Raw genomic sequence first — 19,625 nt, forward strand, 5'->3', positions numbered from 1 at the left:
GATGAAAAGACAGTTAACTTTAGCGGCATTATTGGCAGCATCATTGGCACTGACTGCATGTGCGAAACAGGAAAATGCCCCAGCAGCTGAAGCAGAAGCTTCGGCAGCCGTTGCAGATGAGACTGTAACGCCAGAACAGCAAGCAGCGATTGATGCAATTGATCAGCCGGTTCTAGATGAAAAAAATACCGACATTCCTGCTGAAATTGCGAATGCTCCGGCAGATGCAGCGACTGCAGACGAGTCAGTTGCAGCAACTTCGGAAGCTGTGGCACCTTAATTGGGTCAATGTGAGACAAAATCCCTGCAAATGCAGGGATTTTTTTTAAATAGTGTTATTTGTTGCTGAATTGAAACCTTTGTGCATGTAGAATATGTGGCATTCACTGGGAGGATATTATGGCTCTTATTTCATTGCGCCAGCTCTTGGATCACGCCGGCGAACATGCTTACGGCGTACCAGCATTTAACGTAAACAACTTAGAACAAATGCGTGCCATTATGTTGGCAGCAGACCAAACAAATTCACCTGTAATCGTACAGGCATCTGCGGGTGCACGTAAGTACGCAGGTGCACCGTTCTTGCGTCATCTGATTTTGGCAGCAATCGAAGAATGGCCACACATTCCAGTGGTAATGCATCAAGACCACGGTACCAGCCCTGACGTATGTCAACGTTCTATCCAGTTAGGCTTCTCATCAGTGATGATGGATGGTTCTTTGGGTGAAGACGGTAAAACACCAACTTCATATGAATACAACGTCGATGTCACTCGTCGTACGGTACAAATGGCGCATGCGTGTGGCGTTTCTGTTGAAGGTGAAATTGGTTGTCTGGGTAGCCTTGAAACAGGTATGGCGGGTGAAGAAGATGGTGTAGGCGCAGAAGGCGTACTGGATCATTCTCAACTCCTGACTTCAGTTGAAGAAGCACGTAGCTTCGTTGCTGATACCAATGTTGATGCGCTGGCAATTGCAGTGGGTACTTCACACGGTGCATACAAGTTCACGCGTCCACCTACAGGTGATATTCTTGCGATCGACCGCATTAAAGAAATTCACGAAGCACTGCCAAATACGCACCTTGTAATGCATGGTTCAAGCTCTGTGCCACAAGAATGGTTAGCTGTAATTAACCAGTATGGCGGCGACATCAAAGAAACATATGGTGTTCCTGTTGAGCAACTGGTTGAAGCGATCAAACACGGTGTTCGTAAAATCAACATCGACACAGACTTACGTTTAGCTTCTACTGGCGCAATGCGTCGTATGATGGCTGAAAAACCAAGTGAATTCGATCCACGTAAATTCTTTGCTGCAACAGTTGAAGCAATGAAGCAAATCTGTGTAGATCGTTACGAAGCATTTGGTACAGCAGGTAATGCTGACAAGATTCGTCCAATTTCATTGGAAAAAATGGTTTCTCGCTACTAATTGCTAGCCTGAAATCATGTTTGAAAGCCCACAAAAATCTTGTGGGCTTTTTTTGTATTAAAATAGCGTACTTAAAAATAATGATGAGCATGCAATGGAACTGATCTTTGCAGCTGCACTATGCAGCGTCATGGTCTCGATTTTACTCAAGAAAGGAAGGAACAGGGGACTCAATCCCATTCATCTGATTGCATGGAACTATGCCACAGCAAGTATTCTGTGCTATTTCTGGTTTAAACCCGATCTGGCACATGTATCAGTCACTCATACGCCGTGGTTACTGATTTTTGCTTTAGGCATCTTGTTGCCAAGTGTATTTCTGCTACTGGCTCGGGCTTTGCAAATAGCGGGGATCCTAAAGACAGAAATCGCCCAGCGTCTATCAGTCGTACTTTCTCTTGCAGCAGCTTACTTCATCTTTCAGGAACAGTTTAGCCAGCTGAAAATCATTGGAATCGGTCTCGGGATCACTGCGGTGATTTGTATCCTGCTGTCCAATCGAAATGATACTGGCACAGGAACTCGGGGTATGCTGTATCTGGGATTAGTGTGGGTCGGATATGCACTGATTGATGTGTTATTGAAATACACCACCAGTTTGGGATTACAGTTCGCTGTGACGCTGAACCTGATGTTCATTTGTGCCTTTATTTTCTCAATGACTTATCTAGTGATTAAATATCATCATCTCGGTGATTTGAAGCATATTGGCGCCGGGCTGGTTCTAGGGGGGCTGAACTTCGCCAATATAGCGTTTTATGTTAAAGCGCATATGCTGCTAAAAGATACACCAGCGATTGTCTTTGCGGGAATGAATATTCTGGTAGTGGTATTTGGGGTACTTGCAGGCCTGGTCTTCTTTAAAGAGCGTCTAAAGCCTGCAAGCAGTCTCGGGTTGGTGCTGGGGCTTGCCAGTGTTATCTGCTTAGCCTATGCCATGTCTGCTTGACATAGGCACTGGCATAATCTAATGGTAGGCGAATCAGGTCTTCTTTTTCAGCCAGGCCCAGAAGCATGCCAGCCTGTCGGCAGTGTGGACAATGCGGATAACGATGCTGTTCATGCTTATATTGATGTAGATAGATTTTTTCGCAGTGTTTGCATTCAAATTTCATTGGTCTGGATGGAAGAACTGACATGGATACCTCTATTGTTATTCTGAATTATAAGTGTTCTTTAGTTAAGCAAAAATTAGGCCCATAATGACAAGTAAAGGGGCTTTGCGCCCCTTTTATAGCATAAAATTCTTACAGTTTGGTGAAAACATCTTCAGCTTTCAGACGGGATTTTGGCAGCTTGGCATTGAAATCATTTTCACTGCGGTAACCCAAAGTCATAATTACAGATGGAATCAAGCCTTGTTCATTGAGCTTCAATTCTTCAGTAAGAATGCCTTCATCAAAGCCACCAATGGGCGTTGCATCTACACCTTCGATTGCTGCAGCAATTAACATTTGACCCAGTGCAATAAAGGTCTGGTTTTCCGCCCAACGCTGAATATCTCCTTTTTCATTACGGTAATATTCAACATAACCTGTACGGGTATTGCGCTGTGCTTCTTTGGCGGTTTCATCTTTAAAACGGCCGAGTACATCATCACGTTCCAGAAGATTATTTAAATGCTGCTCAGTAATGTCAGCTTTAGTGCAGAAAAGGATCGTATGCGAAGAATCCAATACTTTTGGTGCATTATAGGCATATGTACCCACTAAAGCCTTGGCAATACGTGCTTTGGCATCCGCATGATCAGCGATAAAAAAATGCCAGGGCTGGATATTAATTGAAGAGGGAGCCAGGCGAAGAATCTCGGTCAAACGATCAAACTGTTCCTGCGGAATTTTCCTGGATGGATCATAAGCCTTTGTCGTATAACGAGATTCAGAAACCTTAAGTAAATCCATAACTGGACTCCATTCGTCTTTGTTGATCTTGGATGGGGGCATACAGTAAAGTCATGCTGTAAGTGAAGTGGATTATTACAATAAATTTCCTTCAGGCAAAGCATAAGTTGTGCAGATATCTACTATTTATAATGTTAGCACTTAGAGCTTTGGCTAATGATAAAAGAGCTTTTCACTATTGGCACTTTTTGCCAAGAGGCGTTTAATAAGCTTATAAGCAATAACATGCAAGCGAGCGGGCGTATGCAATACACCAATTACTTCAAAAGAAAACTCAAAACTGAACAGCAAATCGGGTTATGGATCGGTCTGGCAGATGCTTACGGTACAGAAATTGCTGCCAATGCCGGCTATGACTGGCTGCTGATTGATGGTGAGCATGCACCTAGTGATTTAAGAACCACGTTATCGCAACTACAAAGTATTGCAGCCTATCCATCGCAGGCAGTGGTACGTCCACCCATTGGCAGTGTACAGCTCATCAAGCAGCTTCTGGATATTGGCGCGCAAAGCTTACTCATCCCCATGGTTGAAACGGTTGAACAGGCCGAGCTGATGGTAAAAGCGGTACGTTATCCACCAGAAGGGATTCGGGGTGTTGGTGCAGCGCTGGCACGTGCTACTCGCTGGAACAGTATTCCGAATTATTACCAAACCGCCCACAAAGATATCTGTCTGTTGATTCAGATTGAATCGGTAAAAGGTCTGGAAAATCTGAATGAAATTTTAAAGGTCGATGGTATTGATGGTGTTTTTATTGGTGCAGTGGATCTGTCTGCGACCATGGGGTATCAAGGCAATCCAAATCATCCTGAAGTTCAAAAAGCCGTGATTGACGCGATTCAGCGGATTCGTGCTGCTGGTAAAGCGGCCGGTATTCTGTCGACACAACATGATATTACTCAAAAATATCTCGATTTGGGTGCTGAATTTGTTGCGGTCGGCGTGGATACCAGTGTACTGATGAATTCTTTGCGTGAACTGTTATCTAAATATAAGCCGGGTACTGAAGTAGTGAAATCTGAAGGTGGATATTAGCCACCTAGTATTTTCCAAAATAACGAAAGCAACTGATTACAGTTGCTTTTTATTTGTCTTGGTTTTATGAGGTCAAGTTTTTAAACTATTTCACTAATCAATTCAAAGCTGCGATTGCAACTCATTTAGTAATGCCAGGTCGTCAGCTGTATTTCTTGCTCAGGATCACCAGAAAGCTCGAGAATCTGCGCAGATTCTTTTCGCCAGTCGCCTAAGACAATCCGCTTTTTGCCATTTACATCATGAATATTGGCACGATGAGTATGACCATGAATCAGCAGATCGACATCTTGTAGTGCGGTGTTAACAGCATCTTGATTCACGTCCATAACCTCATAGCTTTTGAATTGCTGCGCTTCATGGCTTTTCTTGCGGAAACCTTGTGCCAACCGGGCACGAAAAGACAACGGCATTTTTCTTAAAAAGCCGACTAACCAGGGATGACGGATAATTTTACGGAATCTTTGGTAGCTGATGTCATCGGTGCAGAGTTCGTCGCCATGTTCTATACGAATCTTTTTGCCAGTAATCGTTAAGAACTGAATATCGGGCAAAAGTTGTCCTGTGAACTGATTTAGAAAATCTTCGCCCAAAGCGAAGTCACGGTTACCGACCAGAAAATAAACCTGATTACCCGCTTTGGTGAACTGTTTTAAATGCTCAACAATTTCATCCAGCCAAGGAGCGGTATAGTCGTCACCAATCCAGGCATTAAACCAGTCACCCAGAATATAGAGTTGGGTATTCTTATCTTTATAGGCATCTAATAAATCTAAAAACCCCCGAACGAGTCGAGGGTGATCAGGTGACAAATGTAAATCGGCGATAAACAGATGGGTCACAAATCTTTTCCTTTTATTCCTCTCTAGATCCCTCATTCATATGAGGGATTTTCGATTACACCGTTTTAAAGCATCGCTTTAAAACTCATAAACAACGGAGAGGACGTTTTTTATTCAGAAATGATTTTTGCAGATTCGATTACAACGTTCTCTAGTGGAACGTCAGCATGGTAGCCACGGTTACCAGTGCGAACACCTTTGATTGCATCAACAACGTCCATGCCTTCAACAACTTTACCAAATACTGCATAACCCCAACCTTGTGCAGTTTTGCCAGTATGGTTAAGGAAAGCGTTGTTTTTCACGTTAATGAAGAACTGAGCAGAAGCAGAGTGAGGTGCTTGAGTACGTGCCATTGCAATGGTACCAACGTCATTGCTCAGGCCGTTGTCAGCTTCGTTTTCAATCGCGTCACGCGTTGCTTTTTCTTTAAAGTTTTCGTCCATGCCGCCGCCTTGAATCATGAAACCATCAATAACGCGGTGGAAAATTACGCCGTCATAAAAACCGTCACGTACATATTCTAAGAAGTTTGCCACTGTTTTAGGTGCTTTTTCAGCGTTTAATTCAAGAACAATACGACCTTTATTGGTGTTTAATTCGACTTGAGGAAAACTCATTGTGTAATCTCCTGATCATGACCTTTGAAGTCATGGGTTTTTTTGAATGAGAGAAGCATAAGCAAACTGTAATCGACAAGGCAAGCAAAAATATACTTTTCTCGGATAAAATTCTGAAAATCGTATCTTATTTATGCATTGTTCCAGCAGGCAAATACAGATGGTTGCCTGCGCTTTACCAATTAACAATGACACATTTTTTTGCAATAGTATGTTTCTTTTCTTAAACAGCGACATGCGATTAGATTTATGAAAAACTTCCGGATCATTCGTCCAAATTTGTATGCAATTGCAGCAGACCTAGCCTGATCATTTTAAAATGATTGAATAGAAAACAAATGCCACAGTTAGCAGTTGAGAGATTGATCACCTAAAGTTAAACTAGGGGACTTTAGTTTATGTTTTACGGCATGTCTAAAGCCTCCCGTAACAGGACATAAAACCCTTAATTTTAACTTTAGAAGTGAATGATTGATCATGAAGCCAAATGATGTTGTTACATCTCTGCCCGAGAACCCGACCCAAAACAAGAATGCAGTCGATTCAGCGCAGCAGCAGGAACAACAACCGGGCTTAGATTTTGTGCGCCAGGTCATCACTGATGATTTAGAAGCAGGCCGTACTCAACAAGTGGTGACACGTTTCCCACCTGAGCCAAATGGTTACCTGCATATCGGACATGTAAAAGCGATCTGTCTGAACTTTGGTATTGCTCAAGAATTTAATGGTTTATGTAATCTGCGTTTTGACGATACCAACCCGGATGCTGAAGAACAAGAATATGTTGATGGTATTGCCAATGATGTGAAATGGTTAGGTTTTGAATGGAATGGTGAGCCGCGCTATGCATCGAGCTATTTTGATCAGCTTTACACCTGGGCTATTCAACTGATCGAACAGGGCGATGCCTATGTGGATTTACAGTCTCCAGAAGAAATCAAGTTAAACCGTGGTAACTTTGTAGAATCAGGTAAAAACTCGCCACAACGTGATGCCACTGTTGCTGAAAACCTAGAGCGTTTTGAGAAAATGCGCAATGGCGAGTTTGCGGAAGGTCAGGCTGTGCTTCGTGCCAAGATCGACATGGCGTCTCCAAACGTGCATATGCGTGATCCGATTCTGTACCGTATCCTGCATTCTGAACACCATCAGACTGGCGACAAATGGAAAATCTACCCTATGTACGACTATGCGCATCCATTATCAGATGCCATTGAAGGTGTAACACACTCTTTATGTACACTGGAATTTCAGGATCACCGTCCATTCTATGACTGGGTGGTTGAGAAAGTTCAATCCCCAGCTGTTCCACGTCAGTATGAATCAAGCCGTCTGAATGTCGACTACACCATTACTTCTAAGCGTAAGTTGCGTAAACTGGTTGAAGGCGGATATGTGAATGGTTGGGATGACCCACGTATGCCAACTGTGGTGGGTATGCGCCGTCGTGGTTTCACCCCGGAAGGTCTGCGTGACTTCTGTAAGCGGGTAGGTGTATCTAAGGTTGATGGCAGTATCGTCGATGTAGCAATGCTGGAGTATTGCATTCGCCAGTCTCTGGAAAATGCGGCTGCACGTGGTATGGCAGTACTTAATCCACTGAAAGTGACTTTAACCAATCTGCCAGCGGATATGGATCTGACGCATTCTCGTCACCCAAATGTGGATATGGGCGAGCGTGTGATTCCATTGACCTCTGAAATTTACATTGACCGTAAAGACTTTGAAGAAGAACCACCTAAAGGCTTTAAACGTCTGATTCCTGGCGGTGAAGTGCGTCTTCGTCATGCTTATGTCATCAAATGTGATGAAGTGATTAAAGATGAAAATGGTGAAGTGGTTGAGCTGAAATGTTCAATTGATCCTGAAACTTTAGGTAAAAACCCCGAAGGCCGTAAAGTCAAAGGTGTAATTCACTGGGTATCTGCAACGAAAGGTATTCCTGCAGAAGTTCGTATCTATGACCGTCTGTTCACTGAATCTGATCCAGAAACTGGGGATGATTTCCTGGCGAACCTGAACCCTGAGTCATTGAAAGTGGTACAAGCCGTAATTGAGCCAGCACTTGCAGAGGCTAAACCGGAAGACCGCTTCCAGTTCGAACGTGAAGGTTACTTTGTAGCGGACCAATACGATCACTCAAGTGAAAAGCCAGTGTTTAACCGTATTCTGGACCTGAAAGACAGCTTTAAGCCAGGTAAATAAGTTATTTTGGCTTGGTGACTTAAATTGTATTGGTCATTTGCTGCTAAGGAAACCAATTGGCCTCGGCGGATTCAAAACAGTTTGGTTCTAATACCTTTAGATAGCCCAACTTCGGTTGGGCTATTTCTATGGAGCGTAAAACAAAAACATGATCGTCCGTGATAAAAGTAATAGTTTTAGTCTGCTGTTTGCGTGGCATGGCACCATTTTGCCTAAGGTATTACCCGCACTTATGTCAGTGATTCTGATTTCTGGGGTACTGGTTTATTTAAGCCGGGAGCACTTTTTTAGCCTACCTGCAGTCCCTGCAATTGGCTTCACCATCTTCGGGGTAATTCTGTCGATCTTCCTGAGTTTTCGGAATACCGCCTGTTATGATCGCTGGTGGGAGGGGCGTAAGCTTTGGGGTGGATTGATCGCCACCACGCGTCACCTGAGTCGGGATACTCACATACTCGATACTGAAAACAGGGAATTGCTCTTATACAGGATGATGCTGTTTACTCATTTATTGCGCGATCGTTTGCGTCAGCAAGAGAGTAACATTGAGCATTACCAGCCTGATACTCAGTTTGATCCAATTGCTTTCAATCAGATCAAGCAGCAGGTTAATCCTGCACAATGGGTACTGGAACAGATGCAGAAACAGTTAGTAGAATGTTATCGATCAGGGCAGATCTCCGATATTATTTATAATAACCTGAATCAGCATACGGTAGAGCTCGGAAATATTCAGGCAGGTTGCGACCGGATTCTGTCGACGCCGTTGCCATTTTCTTATTCCGTACTGTTGCATCGAGCAGTATATTCTTTCTGTTTTATTCTGCCTTTCAGCCTGGAAGCCAACTTGGGATTATGGACGCCAGTCCTAGTGGCATTGATTGCCTATCTGTTTTTAGGCTTGGATGAGTTGAGTGCCGAGCTAGAAGAACCTTTTGGACTACAGGACAATGACCTGGCGCTTGATTCAATCGTGCGCTTGGTCGAACGGGAAACTTTAAGTTCTATAGGACGGGAAATACCTGAACCTTTAAGGCCTTGGAAAGGGCATCTGAGTTAAGTCAGTTATTTTCATCGATATTAAAAGCCCCATTTATTTGGGGCTTTTAATTAGCGTTTTTTCAGGTTGCTGAGTATGTTCCTGGAATTGTTCCTGTAGCTCACGGTATTGCTGTAAGCGTCGTTTTGCTTTGTCGCGTAATTTCTTTTTAATATACAGTGCCAAGGCAAAGCAGGTGGTGGTTAAGGTCAGAAACATACTGTTCATGAAGCTCATCATCGAACTGATATAACCATTGGTGGTTAGACGGTTCATCATGCGGATCACCTGCGGGCTGCTTTCCACGCCAGTAATCGCCCAGGTACATAGATGTTCACAGTTATTGATAATCAGATGATAATTATTTTCATGCATGCGTGAACGCATACGACGCACAACTTTACGGCCTTTGTATTTGGTATGTGCATATTCCTGAACTTGGATTGGTTTACCATGACTAAACTTGTCAATCGAGGTAATTTCAATCGGGTGCTTTTTAAATAAGTGCGCAAAACCGGAATAATGGATCACACGACCTCGTCCGGCATAAATACCATGATGGGTATAGCCGAAGTGTTTGACCATAAGGTGAGCACCTAAGGGAAAACGTTGAGTTTGTTGCATATGCCACTGAATGCCAATTGATGTACAAATGTTTCAAGAAACCAAGTTTAACGGGTTTTCGTGATTTTATCGATGTTTATGTCTGAAAAATCAGCGAACTGATCAGTTGTGTTAATAATGGAATGATGAAAAAAAGTAGAAAGCTTAAGATTAAAATAGCCTAAGCACTATTGAGGATCACTACTCAACCAAGACAAGAGCTAGAGCAGAACATACAGATTGAATAATGCTTCTATTTAAAAGTTCCAGCCAATAAAAAAGCATTTGCTTTCACAAATGCTTTTTTAAAATAAAGCCTGACCACTACTGTAATGGCAAGTGCTGCAGTTCATTCAGTTCCTTACGGCTATAGCCGCGAGAAGCGAGAACTTTTTTGATACCGACAATCACGTCTTCATCAGTTGCTTTTGCCAATGCTTCAAGAAGCTGTTCATTTGACTTACAAGCGCAGTCATTTTCAACACAAGCAATTTGATTCTTGTGTTCATTTTGTTGTTCAGCAGTGAACAATTTTTGCCAAAAACTCATAGAGCCTTCATACATGATCTAACATAGCTTGAAATATAGCCAATTAAATAAATAAAGCAATAGGACCTATGTGATAAAAGCAGCAAACGGTCTTCAAAATTTCCGATTGCAGCGGGTGTTTCAAACGATATTATTCAGTTGAAATAATGAAATTAATGTATAAGTCCATTATTTTAAAAACAAAAAATGGAGCTATTAGAAACTCCATTTATGTAACAAAAAAATAAATTGAAACAATATTTTTAGCGTTTTTCCAGCAGCACACCTGACTCCACATGATGGGTATATGGGAACTGATCGAACAGGGCAAATTTAGTAATTTTATGCGTCTGAGACAGCTGTTTCAGATTGTCATGCAATGTATCTGGATTGCAAGAAATATAGATGATTCGTTCAAAGCGCTGTAGTAGTTTAAGCGTTTCATCATCAATACCGGCACGTGGTGGGTCGACAAAGACGGTATCGAAGTCATAAGTCGAAATATCAATTTTGGCTTCTTGCAAACGACGGAACACACGTTCACCGTTATAGGCTTGGGTGAATTCTTCAGCAGACAGACGAGCCACCTGAATATTGTCGATACCGTTCTGCTGAATATTCCATTCAGCTGCATAGACTGAAGATTTCGCCAGTTCAGTTGCTAATACACGACGGAAGCGGGTAGAGAGTGGTAAGGTAAAGTTGCCATTACCACAGTAAAGCTCCAATAGGTCTTTATCAGACTGCTGTGCAGCATTGCATGCCCATTCCAGCATTTTCTGGCAGACTTGCGCATTGGGTTGAGTAAAACTGCTTTCAATTTGCTTATATTGATACTTGCGATCGAACACAGTCAATTCTTCAACAACATAGTCATCAGTTAAAATGACTTTCTGCCCACGACTACGACCAAAAATCTTAATATTGAGTTGTTCTGATATGGCTTTAGCTGCAGCTTCCCATTCAGCAGTCAGTGGGCAACGATAAACCAGTGATACCAACATTTCACCTTTTAAAGTGGCAAGAAAATGCGCTTCAAAGAGACGATTTGATAAAATAGGCTCAGCCTTAAGTGCTGCCAATAAGAGTGGCATTAAGGCATTAATACTGCGGTCGGCAACCGGAAACTCATCAATACGGATGACTTTTTTATTATTGTTCTCATCACGTTCAAACATGGCATAAAACAGGTCATCTTCTGTATGCCAGATCCGGAACTCAGCACGCATGCGATAGTACTGTTCAGGTGATTCGAATACTTCTAAAGCAGGTGGTTGATATTCGGCAAATTGCGCGCTAATGCGTTCAACTTTGGCATCCAGTTGTTGCTGATAAGATGAGGTCATATGCAGTAAAAATCGCAAATATTTTGAAAGCCAAGATGGTAGCAAAAAATTGCTGTTCTGCCTAAGACTATTCAGGGAAACAGGCTGGAAAAGCTCTAAAAAAAGGCCAAATCTACAAAGGGGAGAGATTTGGCCTTAAGAGGAAAGAAATTAAAATAAAATAAGTGATAAAGCTGTTTATAAGCCTGACATGGTCATCAGACTAGCATTACCACCCGCTGCTGCGGTATTAATGCTAATTGCACGTTCAATTACAAAACGTTCCACCGGAATCTCATAATTTCCGGAACTTAGATGAGTAATACCTACAATTGGACCTTGACGTGTTGCAATACGCTGCTGCAGATCAATCAGTGCAGAAGCATCACCATGATGCAGTACAGCTTCGAAATCACCAGATTCGATATCTTTAATTACTTTAATGGCCTTTACCACTTTTGCTGGCATACTTTGTAAATGTTTAAGTATGAAAGTATTGTCTGCCAGTACAGCCGGGCGACTACCCACCGATAAAATCGCCAGTAATTGCTGAATCTGATCAGCATCATTCGTTGCCAGAGATAATACACTTTCACGTGGCAAGATCATGTACTGGTTTTCTTCACCTGTTGGACCTTGCAGGCTAAAGCTGTGCCCAGTTGTGATTTTAGCCGGAGTAGTTAAGGAAATCGTTGGGAAAGTTTTATATACCCAAGCTTTAAATTCCTGTAGTAATGGATTTTCAAGCGTTGCCTGAGCAGAATTCATCGCATAAGGTTGAGCTAACTTTTTCTCGGATACCTGATGCATTAAACGGTAAATATAAAGTGGACCACCGGCTTTTGGACCAGTGCCGGATAGACCTTCACCACCAAATGGCTGTACCCCAACGACTGCACCGACAATATTACGATTAATATACAGGTTGCCGACATGTGCTTTCGAGATCACAGTCTGCATGGTTTCATCGATCCGGGTATGTAGTCCCATAGTCAGGCCATAACCCTTAGTGTTGATCTGATCTAGCAACTGTGGCAGTTGGCCAGCTTTATAGCTAATCAAATGTAACACCGGACCAAAAACTTCACGTTCCAGATCATTCAGGTTTGGCAGTTCAATTAAAGTAGGCGGAATGAAGGTGCCTTGAGCCAGTTCATAAGCATCCTGATTAAACATCAATTGATGGACTTTATGGCCTTTGCTGCGCATCTGATCAATATGCTTCTGAATGTTCTGCTGGGCTTCGGCATCAATGACCGGACCAATATCAGTTTTGAGCAGAACTGGATTGCCAACACGCAACTGCTGCATGGCACCTTTTAACATATGACGTACAGTGTCCAGATTATCTTCCTGTACACACAATACACGCAGGGCGGAACAACGCTGACCAGCACTATCATAAGCAGAGTTAACCACATCCAGCACCACCTGTTCGGTCAATGCAGATGAATCGACAATCATGGCATTCTGACCACCAGTTTCGGCAATCAGGGTCACACTTTCACCAAACTGGTTTAACCGTTTGGCTACGGTTTTTTGCAGAATTTTTGCTACTTCGGTAGAGCCGGTAAACATGATGCCTTGAATACGGGAGTCTTGGCTCAGCTGGGCACCAATGGTTTCACCACGGCCGGGCAACAGTTGCAATACATCTTGTGGAATGCCAGCTTCCCAGAGAATTTGTACAGCTTGGGCAGCAATTAGCGGAGTCTGCTCAGCCGGTTTGGCAATTACCGTATTGCCCGCTACTAATGCCGCAGAAATCTGGCCGGTGAAAATCGCCAGCGGGAAGTTCCAGGGGCTGATACACAGTACGGTACCTAAAGGCTGGATATGGACATTGCCAGGTAAATCTGACATCTGGCCAGCATAATAACGTAGGAAGTCAATGGCTTCACGTACTTCAGCAATGGCATTGGCATAGGTTTTACCAGCTTCACGCGATAGCAGAACCATCAGGGGCAGCAGGCGTTGCTGCATCAGCTCGGCGGCTTTATTCAGATAGGCGGCACGTTCATCCTTTGGCAGATTGGCCCAGAAATGTTGTGCATTGGCAGCTTGGATCAGGGCAATTTCTGCCTGTTCAGTCGTTGCTTCATAAACGGTACCGACCACATCCTGATGCTGGGCCGGATTGATTACTTGTACAGTATTACTTGTATCTGGTTCTGAAAAAGCTGTGCCCATTGCTGCTGCCTGGAACTGGGTGTCAGCCAGAGTTGCTGCAACTTCATTTAAAGCATTGAGTTCCGCATCATTGGCCAGATCCAGTCCAGATGAATTGATACGTGTGCCATAAAGATCTTGAGGATAGGGAATATGAGGATGTTTGGCACCCAATACATTTTCCTGTTGAGCGGTCTTTATAATTGTCTGACGAGGATTTTCGATCAGATCTTCAACTTTTAAGCTCTTGTCCGCGATCCGGTTCACGAAAGAAGTATTGGCACCATTTTCCAGCAGACGGCGTACCAGATAGGCCAATAGGGTTTCATGATTGCCGACTGGGGCATAGATACGACATGGAATACCGAGCTTGCCAGCCGCTTTGTCACCGACCACATTTTCATATAGCGGTTCACCCATGCCGTGCAGGCACTGGAATTCATATTGACCAGCGTAGTAACGTTCCGGATTGGCGAGTTGGTAAATGGTGGCCACAGTTTGTGCATTGTGAGTGGCAAATTGCGGGTAGATATAATCGGGTTCTGCCAGCAGTTTACGTGCGCAGGCAATATAGGACAGGTCAGTATGTACCTTGCGGGTAAATACCGGATAATCCGCCATACCTTCGATCTGGGCTTTTTTGATCTCGCTGTCCCAATACGCACCTTTGACCAGACGGATCATCAGGCGTTTCTGGCTGCGTTTAGCCAGATCGATAATATAATCCACTACATAAAAGCAGCGTTTCTGGTAGGCCTGAATCACGAAACCAATGCCTTTCCAGTCATTAAGTGTCGGTTCAAAACACAGGCGTTCTAAAAGCTCTAAGGAAATTTCCAGACGCTCGGTTTCTTCCGCATCGATATTCAGACCGATATTGTACTTTTTCGCCAGAACCGCCAGATTCAGTACTTTGCTATACAGTTCATCATTAACACGATCCATCTGTGAGCGTTGATAACGTGGATGCAGCGCAGACAATTTGATGGAAATGCCCGGACCGTTATAAACATCTTTATCTGTTGATGCCTGACCGATGGCATGAATTGCATTTTGATAATCCTGATAATAACGTTCTGCATCCGGATCGGTTAGGGCTGCTTCACCCAGCATGTCATAAGAATATTGGAAACCTTTTTCTTCCAGACGTTCGGCATTTTTCAGGGCTTCATCAATGGTTTCGCCAGTCACAAACTGTTCACCCATCATACGCATCGCCACATCGACCGCCTTGCGGATAATGCCACGGCCACTGCGTGCCAAAAGGCCAGTTAACAGACTTGACAGGTTTTTCTGTTGTGGGGTTTCCATCAGCTTTCCGGTCAGCATCAGTCCCCAGGCCGCAGCATTGACAAACATCAGCTGGCTTTGCCCAAGATGTTCTTTCCAGTTGCCCTGATTGATCTTGTCACGAATTAACAGGTCGCGGGTCGCCGTATCCGGAATACGCAGCAAAGCTTCTGCCAGACACATCAATGCGATACCTTCCTGAGAAGACAGCGAAAATTCCTGTAATAGCCCTTGCACAATGCCGGCCTTGCCACCTGAACCTTTACGTTCACGCAAGGAATGCGCCAGATCAAAAGCCAGGCTTTGGATTTTGTCCGTCAGTTCAGAGGAAATGTCACTATGTTCCAGCAGGGTTTCCACGCACTCGGATTCTGCACGTCGCCATGCAGAATTAATGCGCTGTTCATATTCATTTTTATCCTTAAATTCAGCAATATAATTCGACTGCTGCATGGCATTCGAGTGCGAATTTGGGCGTAGGATGGTGGACATAGTGACTTCCTGTACTGCGTCAAACGGTTCTTTGAGTTGAATGAGTTTTAATCTATAATCCCAAAATAATTGACGAATATCTCACTATAGTTTGTATCATTTTTAGAGAATAATTCTAATGAATAGCCCATATGTAAGCCTTGACCGAATAGATATTCGTATTCTTGATTTGCTGCAATCTGAATCGAAAATTTCCAATATCAAACTGGCAGAAATGGTGAACCTGTCGCCAACAGCAGTACTGGCACGGGTGCAGAAATTGACCAAGGAAGGATTTATTCTCGGTTATGAAGCCCGTCTAAATCCGGTCAAGCTGAATAACGGTTTTGTAGTTTTTGTCGAGATACTGCTGGATAAAACTACACCGAATGTACTGGAAGAATTTTCTGAAGCAGTGCAGCATATTCCGGATATTGTGGAATGTCATATGATCAGTGGTGGCTTTGATTTTGTAGTGAAAATCCGCTGTGCGAATATGGATGAATTCCGTAAAATTTCCGGTGATATTCTGTGGCAGTTGCCGGGCGTAAAAGAAACCCGCAGTTATCCGGTGATGGAAGTAATTAAGGAAACCCAGCAGATCAAGCTGAAAGTACCTGCCAAAGCTAAAGTATAAAATGCTGATAAAACAAAAGGGACATAAAGTCCCTTTTGTTTTTGAAATAGAAAGACTATTTCTTCATTTCTGCCATTTCTTTTTGATATTCGGCTTTCGCCAGTTCAAAACGATTGACTACATCGTGACTTGGAGCTTTATCCAGCAAACTAACAATCACAATGCTAAGCGCTGCCAGAATAAAGCCGGGAATAATCTCGTACAAACCTGTATCGCCCATATAATTTTTCCAGGCAATTACGGTTACTGCACCTACTACCATGCCCACAATTGCGCCATTGAGAGTCATGCGTTTCCAGAACAGCGAGAAGATGATCAATGGACCAAACGCCGCACCAAAGCCTGCCCAAGCGTAAGCCACCAGACCGAGAACCTTGCTGTTCGGATTGATTGCCAAGGAAATTGCAATCAGGGAAATCACAATCACCATGCCACGGCCAACCCAGATCAGTTCTTTTTGCGAAGCATTTTTACGCAGGAAACCTTTGTATAAATCTTCGGTAAGAGTCGTAGAACAGACCAGCAGCTGACAGCTTAAAGTACTCATAATCGCAGCCAGAATTGCAGCCAGAACGATGCCAGCCACCCAAGGATTAAACAGGATTTTGGTCAGTTCCATAAAGACTGTTTCAGGATTCTGGTTCACGATCGCTGCAGCAGGTAAATCAGGATTTGCTGCAAAATAAGCAATTCCGATATAACCTGCAGACATTGCACCCACCAGACACAGGATCATCCAGGTCATACCGATACGACGTGCAGCGGGAATGGTTTTTACTGAATCTGCCGCCATAAAACGAACTAAAATATGCGGTTGGCCAAAATAGCCTAAGCCCCATGCCAAACTTGAAATAACCGCCACCATACTCAGACCTTCCAGCATATTGGATGCATGTGGACGAGCTGTTTCAAGCAATGTACCGACCTGTTGAGCATTATCACCCAATGCCAGATAGGTAATGATCGGGGTAATTAACAAGGCGAAAATCATCAAACCAGCCTGAAAGGTATCGGTCCAGCTGATCGCCAGAAATCCACCGATACACACATACAGAATCGTAGCAACAGCACCGAGCCAGAGTGCAGTGGTATAGTCCCAGCCAAACAGGCTTTCAAATAAGCGTGCACCTGCAACCATGCCGGAAGCACAGTAAATCGCAAAGAAAACCAGAATCACGATTGCAGAGAGCAAGCGTAAAATCCGCTTCTTATCCGAAAAACGGCTGGTAAAATAATCGGGCAATGTCAGGGCATTGTTCTGGTATTCGGTGTGGGCACGCAGGCGGCCAGCCACCAGGAGCCAGTTCAGCCAGGCACCAATAATCAGACCAATCGCAATCCAGACTTCAGACAAGCCAGACAGGTAAATTGCACCAGGCAGACCCATTAGCAGCCAGCCGCTCATGTCGGAGGCGCCTGCCGAAAGTGCAGTCACCACACTGCCCAGACTTCGCCCACCCAAAATATATTCATCAAAATTGGACGTTGCACGATAGGCGTATAAACCAATTCCAATCATGGCGACGATATAAAACAGAAAAGTAATCAGTGTCGGGTTTAGCGAGCTCATAGGCAGAGTATCCTTAAATATTGCACATCATCATCCGGGATGATTTTTTGTACTGCGTTCACAGGGCAGTGATTCAAACACGGTTTAAAAATTACACTCTGTAACAGTTAAGCAGTTTTTATGTATGCTTTATGTAAATTTGATTTTTTAAATAGAATAGTATGGAATTCAAAATGGCTAAATAAAGCCAAGAATAGTCTAATTTAGAGCTAAGAAGCTAATTTTTAATAAATAGTTAAAATCATTAAACTTTTGTTATTTTATTACACAAAGTTACAAAACTAACAGCAAATGCGAACTAGACATATTTTGTTGCAAATATCGCTTAAAAGATTTCTATTTGTTTCTGACCACTCCGCGCATAGTGGAAGAGCACCATCAAGGTGCATCATCGCCAAGAGTAAAAAATATGGACAATATGCTTCAAATTGACTTGAACAGAATCGAACAGGATTTATTGGGTAAAAAACAGATTCCACAGCATAGTTATTATGGAATTCATACTATACGTGCGCTGGAAAACTTTCAGATATCAGGTTTAACTGTAGGACAGCAATTACATTTTATTCGCGCTTTGGCACAAGTTAAAAAAGCGTCTGCACAAACCAATCTACATTTTCAGAAAATTTCAGAACAACAATGTGCAGCCATTCAGCAAGCCTGTGATGAGCTGATTCAACATCCGGAAAACTGGCAGGATGCTTTTCCACTGGATCCTTATCAGGGCGGAGCCGGGACTTCCATCAATATGAATGCCAATGAAGTGATTGCCAACCGTGCGCTGGAACTGATGGGGCATCGTAAAGGGGAATATCATATTCTGCATCCGAATGATCATGTGAATACATCGCAATCTACCAATGATGTCTATCCCACGGCACTGCGCCTGGCGACTTATACACGTTTAGATGAACTGCTCAATGTGCAAAAATCTTTGATTGATACTTTATATAGTAAGGCTACAGAATTTCAGTATGTGATCAAGATGGGCCGTACTCAATTGCAAGATGCTGTTCCTATGACTATGGAGCAGGAATTCCGCGCTTTTGCGACTTTATTAAAAGAAGATTTTAAGCTGATTGAGCAGATGCGTCAGTTATTGCTGGAAGTTAATCTGGGTGCAACAGCAATTGGAACTGGTGTAAATACACCAACGGGTTATGCCAAGCGTGCTGTAGAAACTTTGGCACACATTACTGGTCTGCCTTTAAAAGGCGCGGAAGATTATGTAGAAGCGACCAGTGATTGTGGCGTATTCATTATTCTGTCTAGCAGCCTGAAACGTCTGGCAGTCAAGTTGTCCAAAATCTGTAATGACTTACGTCTCTTAAGTTCTGGACCACGTACCGGTTTGGCAGAAATCCGCTTGCCAGAATTACAGGCAGGTTCTTCGATCATGCCAGCCAAAGTGAATCCAGTGATTCCGGAAGTGGTGAATCAGATTGCATTTCGGGTAATTGGCAATGACCTGACCGTGACCATGGCGGCAGAAGCTGGACAATTACAGCTCAATGTCATGGAACCTGTCATCGCGGTATCTTTAAATGAATCGATTCAATTGCTGACCCACGGTATGCAGACGCTACAGCAAAAATGTATTGCCGGTATTCAGGCCAATGAGCAGAACTGTTTAAATGCCGTGATGCGCAGTATCGGCATTATCACTTTGCTGGAACCACTGCTAGGGCATGCCATGTGTGATGAAATCGGAAAACAGTGTATTCGTGAAAATAAAACTGTGCCTCAAGTCGTACTGGAGCTGGGTCTGCTCAGTCAGGCTCAGTTAGATCAAATCTTTGCCTTTGAAAATCTGGTCTCGGAAGTACCTAGTGAGATCAATCAGTTAGAACAAGTGTCCTGAAGCTCTTAAGGCTTTGAATCACGATTTATAGGATCGTGCTGATTTTAACCATTTACCCCAAATCCAGTCTGTGGATTTGGGGTATTTTCATC

Annotated in this window: 17 protein-coding genes; 8 read left to right on the top strand and 9 right to left on the bottom strand. The window is 43.4% G+C overall.

Annotated elements, in window-relative coordinates:
- The first annotated feature begins 1 nt into the window (after position 1).
- The 3 genes from F955_RS10975 to F955_RS10985 all read left to right on the top strand — a co-directional run bounded on the left by F955_RS10975 (position 2) and on the right by F955_RS10985 (position 2,383).
- Entirely contained in the window at positions 2–280 is a 279-nt protein-coding gene (locus tag F955_RS10975) for a hypothetical protein (protein WP_004894446.1), read from the top strand.
- A 119-nt stretch (positions 281–399) separates the two neighbouring features.
- Complete coding sequence (gene fba, locus F955_RS10980; protein ID WP_004894447.1) at positions 400–1,434, top strand: class II fructose-bisphosphate aldolase; 1,035 nt, start codon at positions 400–402, stop codon at positions 1,432–1,434.
- Positions 1,435–1,528: 94 nt separating this feature from the next.
- Positions 1,529–2,383 (top strand): DMT family transporter, encoded by an 855-nt coding sequence (locus F955_RS10985; protein ID WP_004894450.1) that lies wholly within the window; start codon positions 1,529–1,531, stop codon positions 2,381–2,383.
- On the opposite strand, the gene F955_RS16390 is transcribed toward F955_RS10985, so the two are convergent.
- Positions 2,352–2,573 carry a hypothetical protein gene (locus F955_RS16390; protein ID WP_004812688.1) on the bottom strand — a complete coding sequence of 74 codons (222 nt, stop codon included), beginning with the start codon at positions 2,571–2,573 and terminating at the stop codon, positions 2,352–2,354. The genes F955_RS10985 and F955_RS16390 overlap by 32 nt on opposite strands.
- Before the next feature lie 108 nt (positions 2,574–2,681).
- Complete coding sequence (gene nfsB / locus F955_RS10995) at positions 2,682–3,335, bottom strand: oxygen-insensitive NAD(P)H nitroreductase (RefSeq protein WP_004894452.1); 654 nt, start codon at positions 3,333–3,335, stop codon at positions 2,682–2,684.
- Positions 3,336–3,578: 243 nt separating this feature from the next.
- Here nfsB and hpaI point away from each other — a divergent pair, with 243 nt between their 5' ends.
- Complete coding sequence (gene hpaI / locus F955_RS11000) at positions 3,579–4,373, top strand: 4-hydroxy-2-oxoheptanedioate aldolase (RefSeq protein ID WP_026056734.1); 795 nt, start codon at positions 3,579–3,581, stop codon at positions 4,371–4,373.
- A 125-nt stretch (positions 4,374–4,498) separates the two neighbouring features.
- On the opposite strand, the gene F955_RS11005 is transcribed toward hpaI, so the two are convergent.
- Both F955_RS11005 and F955_RS11010 read right to left on the bottom strand, forming a co-directional pair.
- Positions 4,499–5,215, bottom strand: coding sequence for a UDP-2,3-diacylglucosamine diphosphatase (locus F955_RS11005; protein ID WP_004894455.1), 717 nt, complete (start codon positions 5,213–5,215; stop codon positions 4,499–4,501).
- Positions 5,216–5,325: 110 nt separating this feature from the next.
- Entirely contained in the window at positions 5,326–5,835 is a 510-nt protein-coding gene (locus F955_RS11010) for a peptidylprolyl isomerase (RefSeq protein WP_004812701.1), read from the bottom strand.
- 477 nt (positions 5,836–6,312) lie between these two features.
- On the opposite strand from F955_RS11010, the gene F955_RS11015 reads away from it, so the two are divergent.
- Both F955_RS11015 and F955_RS11020 read left to right on the top strand, forming a co-directional pair.
- Positions 6,313–8,040 carry a glutamine--tRNA ligase/YqeY domain fusion protein gene (locus tag F955_RS11015; RefSeq protein ID WP_004894460.1) on the top strand — a complete coding sequence of 576 codons (1,728 nt, stop codon included), beginning with the start codon at positions 6,313–6,315 and terminating at the stop codon, positions 8,038–8,040.
- A gap of 148 nt (positions 8,041–8,188) precedes the next feature.
- Positions 8,189–9,100: a bestrophin family protein gene (locus F955_RS11020; RefSeq protein WP_004894463.1), complete on the top strand. Its 912-nt coding sequence runs from the start codon at positions 8,189–8,191 to the stop codon at positions 9,098–9,100.
- Positions 9,101–9,133: 33 nt separating this feature from the next.
- Here the strand turns inward: F955_RS11020 and F955_RS11025 are convergent, their stop codons facing one another.
- The 4 genes from F955_RS11025 to putA all read right to left on the bottom strand — a co-directional run bounded on the left by F955_RS11025 (position 9,134) and on the right by putA (position 15,486).
- Complete coding sequence (locus F955_RS11025) at positions 9,134–9,703, bottom strand: lecithin retinol acyltransferase family protein (RefSeq protein ID WP_004894465.1); 570 nt, start codon at positions 9,701–9,703, stop codon at positions 9,134–9,136.
- Positions 9,704–10,006: 303 nt separating this feature from the next.
- Positions 10,007–10,231, bottom strand: coding sequence for a hypothetical protein (locus tag F955_RS11030; protein ID WP_008305254.1), 225 nt, complete (start codon positions 10,229–10,231; stop codon positions 10,007–10,009).
- A gap of 242 nt (positions 10,232–10,473) precedes the next feature.
- The gene (gene trmA / locus F955_RS11035) at positions 10,474–11,556 is read right to left on the bottom strand and encodes a tRNA (uridine(54)-C5)-methyltransferase TrmA (RefSeq protein WP_004894469.1); all 1,083 of its coding nucleotides are present in this window, start codon (positions 11,554–11,556) and stop codon (positions 10,474–10,476) included.
- A gap of 177 nt (positions 11,557–11,733) precedes the next feature.
- Positions 11,734–15,486 carry a trifunctional transcriptional regulator/proline dehydrogenase/L-glutamate gamma-semialdehyde dehydrogenase gene (gene putA / locus F955_RS11040; RefSeq protein WP_004894471.1) on the bottom strand — a complete coding sequence of 1,251 codons (3,753 nt, stop codon included), beginning with the start codon at positions 15,484–15,486 and terminating at the stop codon, positions 11,734–11,736.
- Between the two features lie 118 nt (positions 15,487–15,604).
- Between putA and F955_RS11045 the strand changes: the two genes are divergently transcribed.
- Positions 15,605–16,102, top strand: a complete 498-nt coding sequence (locus tag F955_RS11045; protein WP_004812716.1) for an Lrp/AsnC ligand binding domain-containing protein — start codon at positions 15,605–15,607, stop codon at positions 16,100–16,102.
- A gap of 55 nt (positions 16,103–16,157) precedes the next feature.
- Here F955_RS11045 and putP read toward each other — a convergent pair whose 3' ends face one another.
- Positions 16,158–17,672, bottom strand: a complete 1,515-nt coding sequence (putP, locus tag F955_RS11050) for a sodium/proline symporter PutP (protein ID WP_004894475.1) — start codon at positions 17,670–17,672, stop codon at positions 16,158–16,160.
- 409 nt (positions 17,673–18,081) lie between these two features.
- Here putP and aspA point away from each other — a divergent pair, with 409 nt between their 5' ends.
- Positions 18,082–19,533: an aspartate ammonia-lyase gene (gene aspA, locus F955_RS11055; protein ID WP_004894477.1), complete on the top strand. Its 1,452-nt coding sequence runs from the start codon at positions 18,082–18,084 to the stop codon at positions 19,531–19,533.
- The last annotated feature ends 92 nt before the right edge of the window (positions 19,534–19,625 follow it).

It is taken from the genome of Acinetobacter schindleri CIP 107287 (genome assembly GCF_000368625.1).
GTDB lineage: Bacteria > Pseudomonadota > Gammaproteobacteria > Pseudomonadales > Moraxellaceae > Acinetobacter > Acinetobacter schindleri.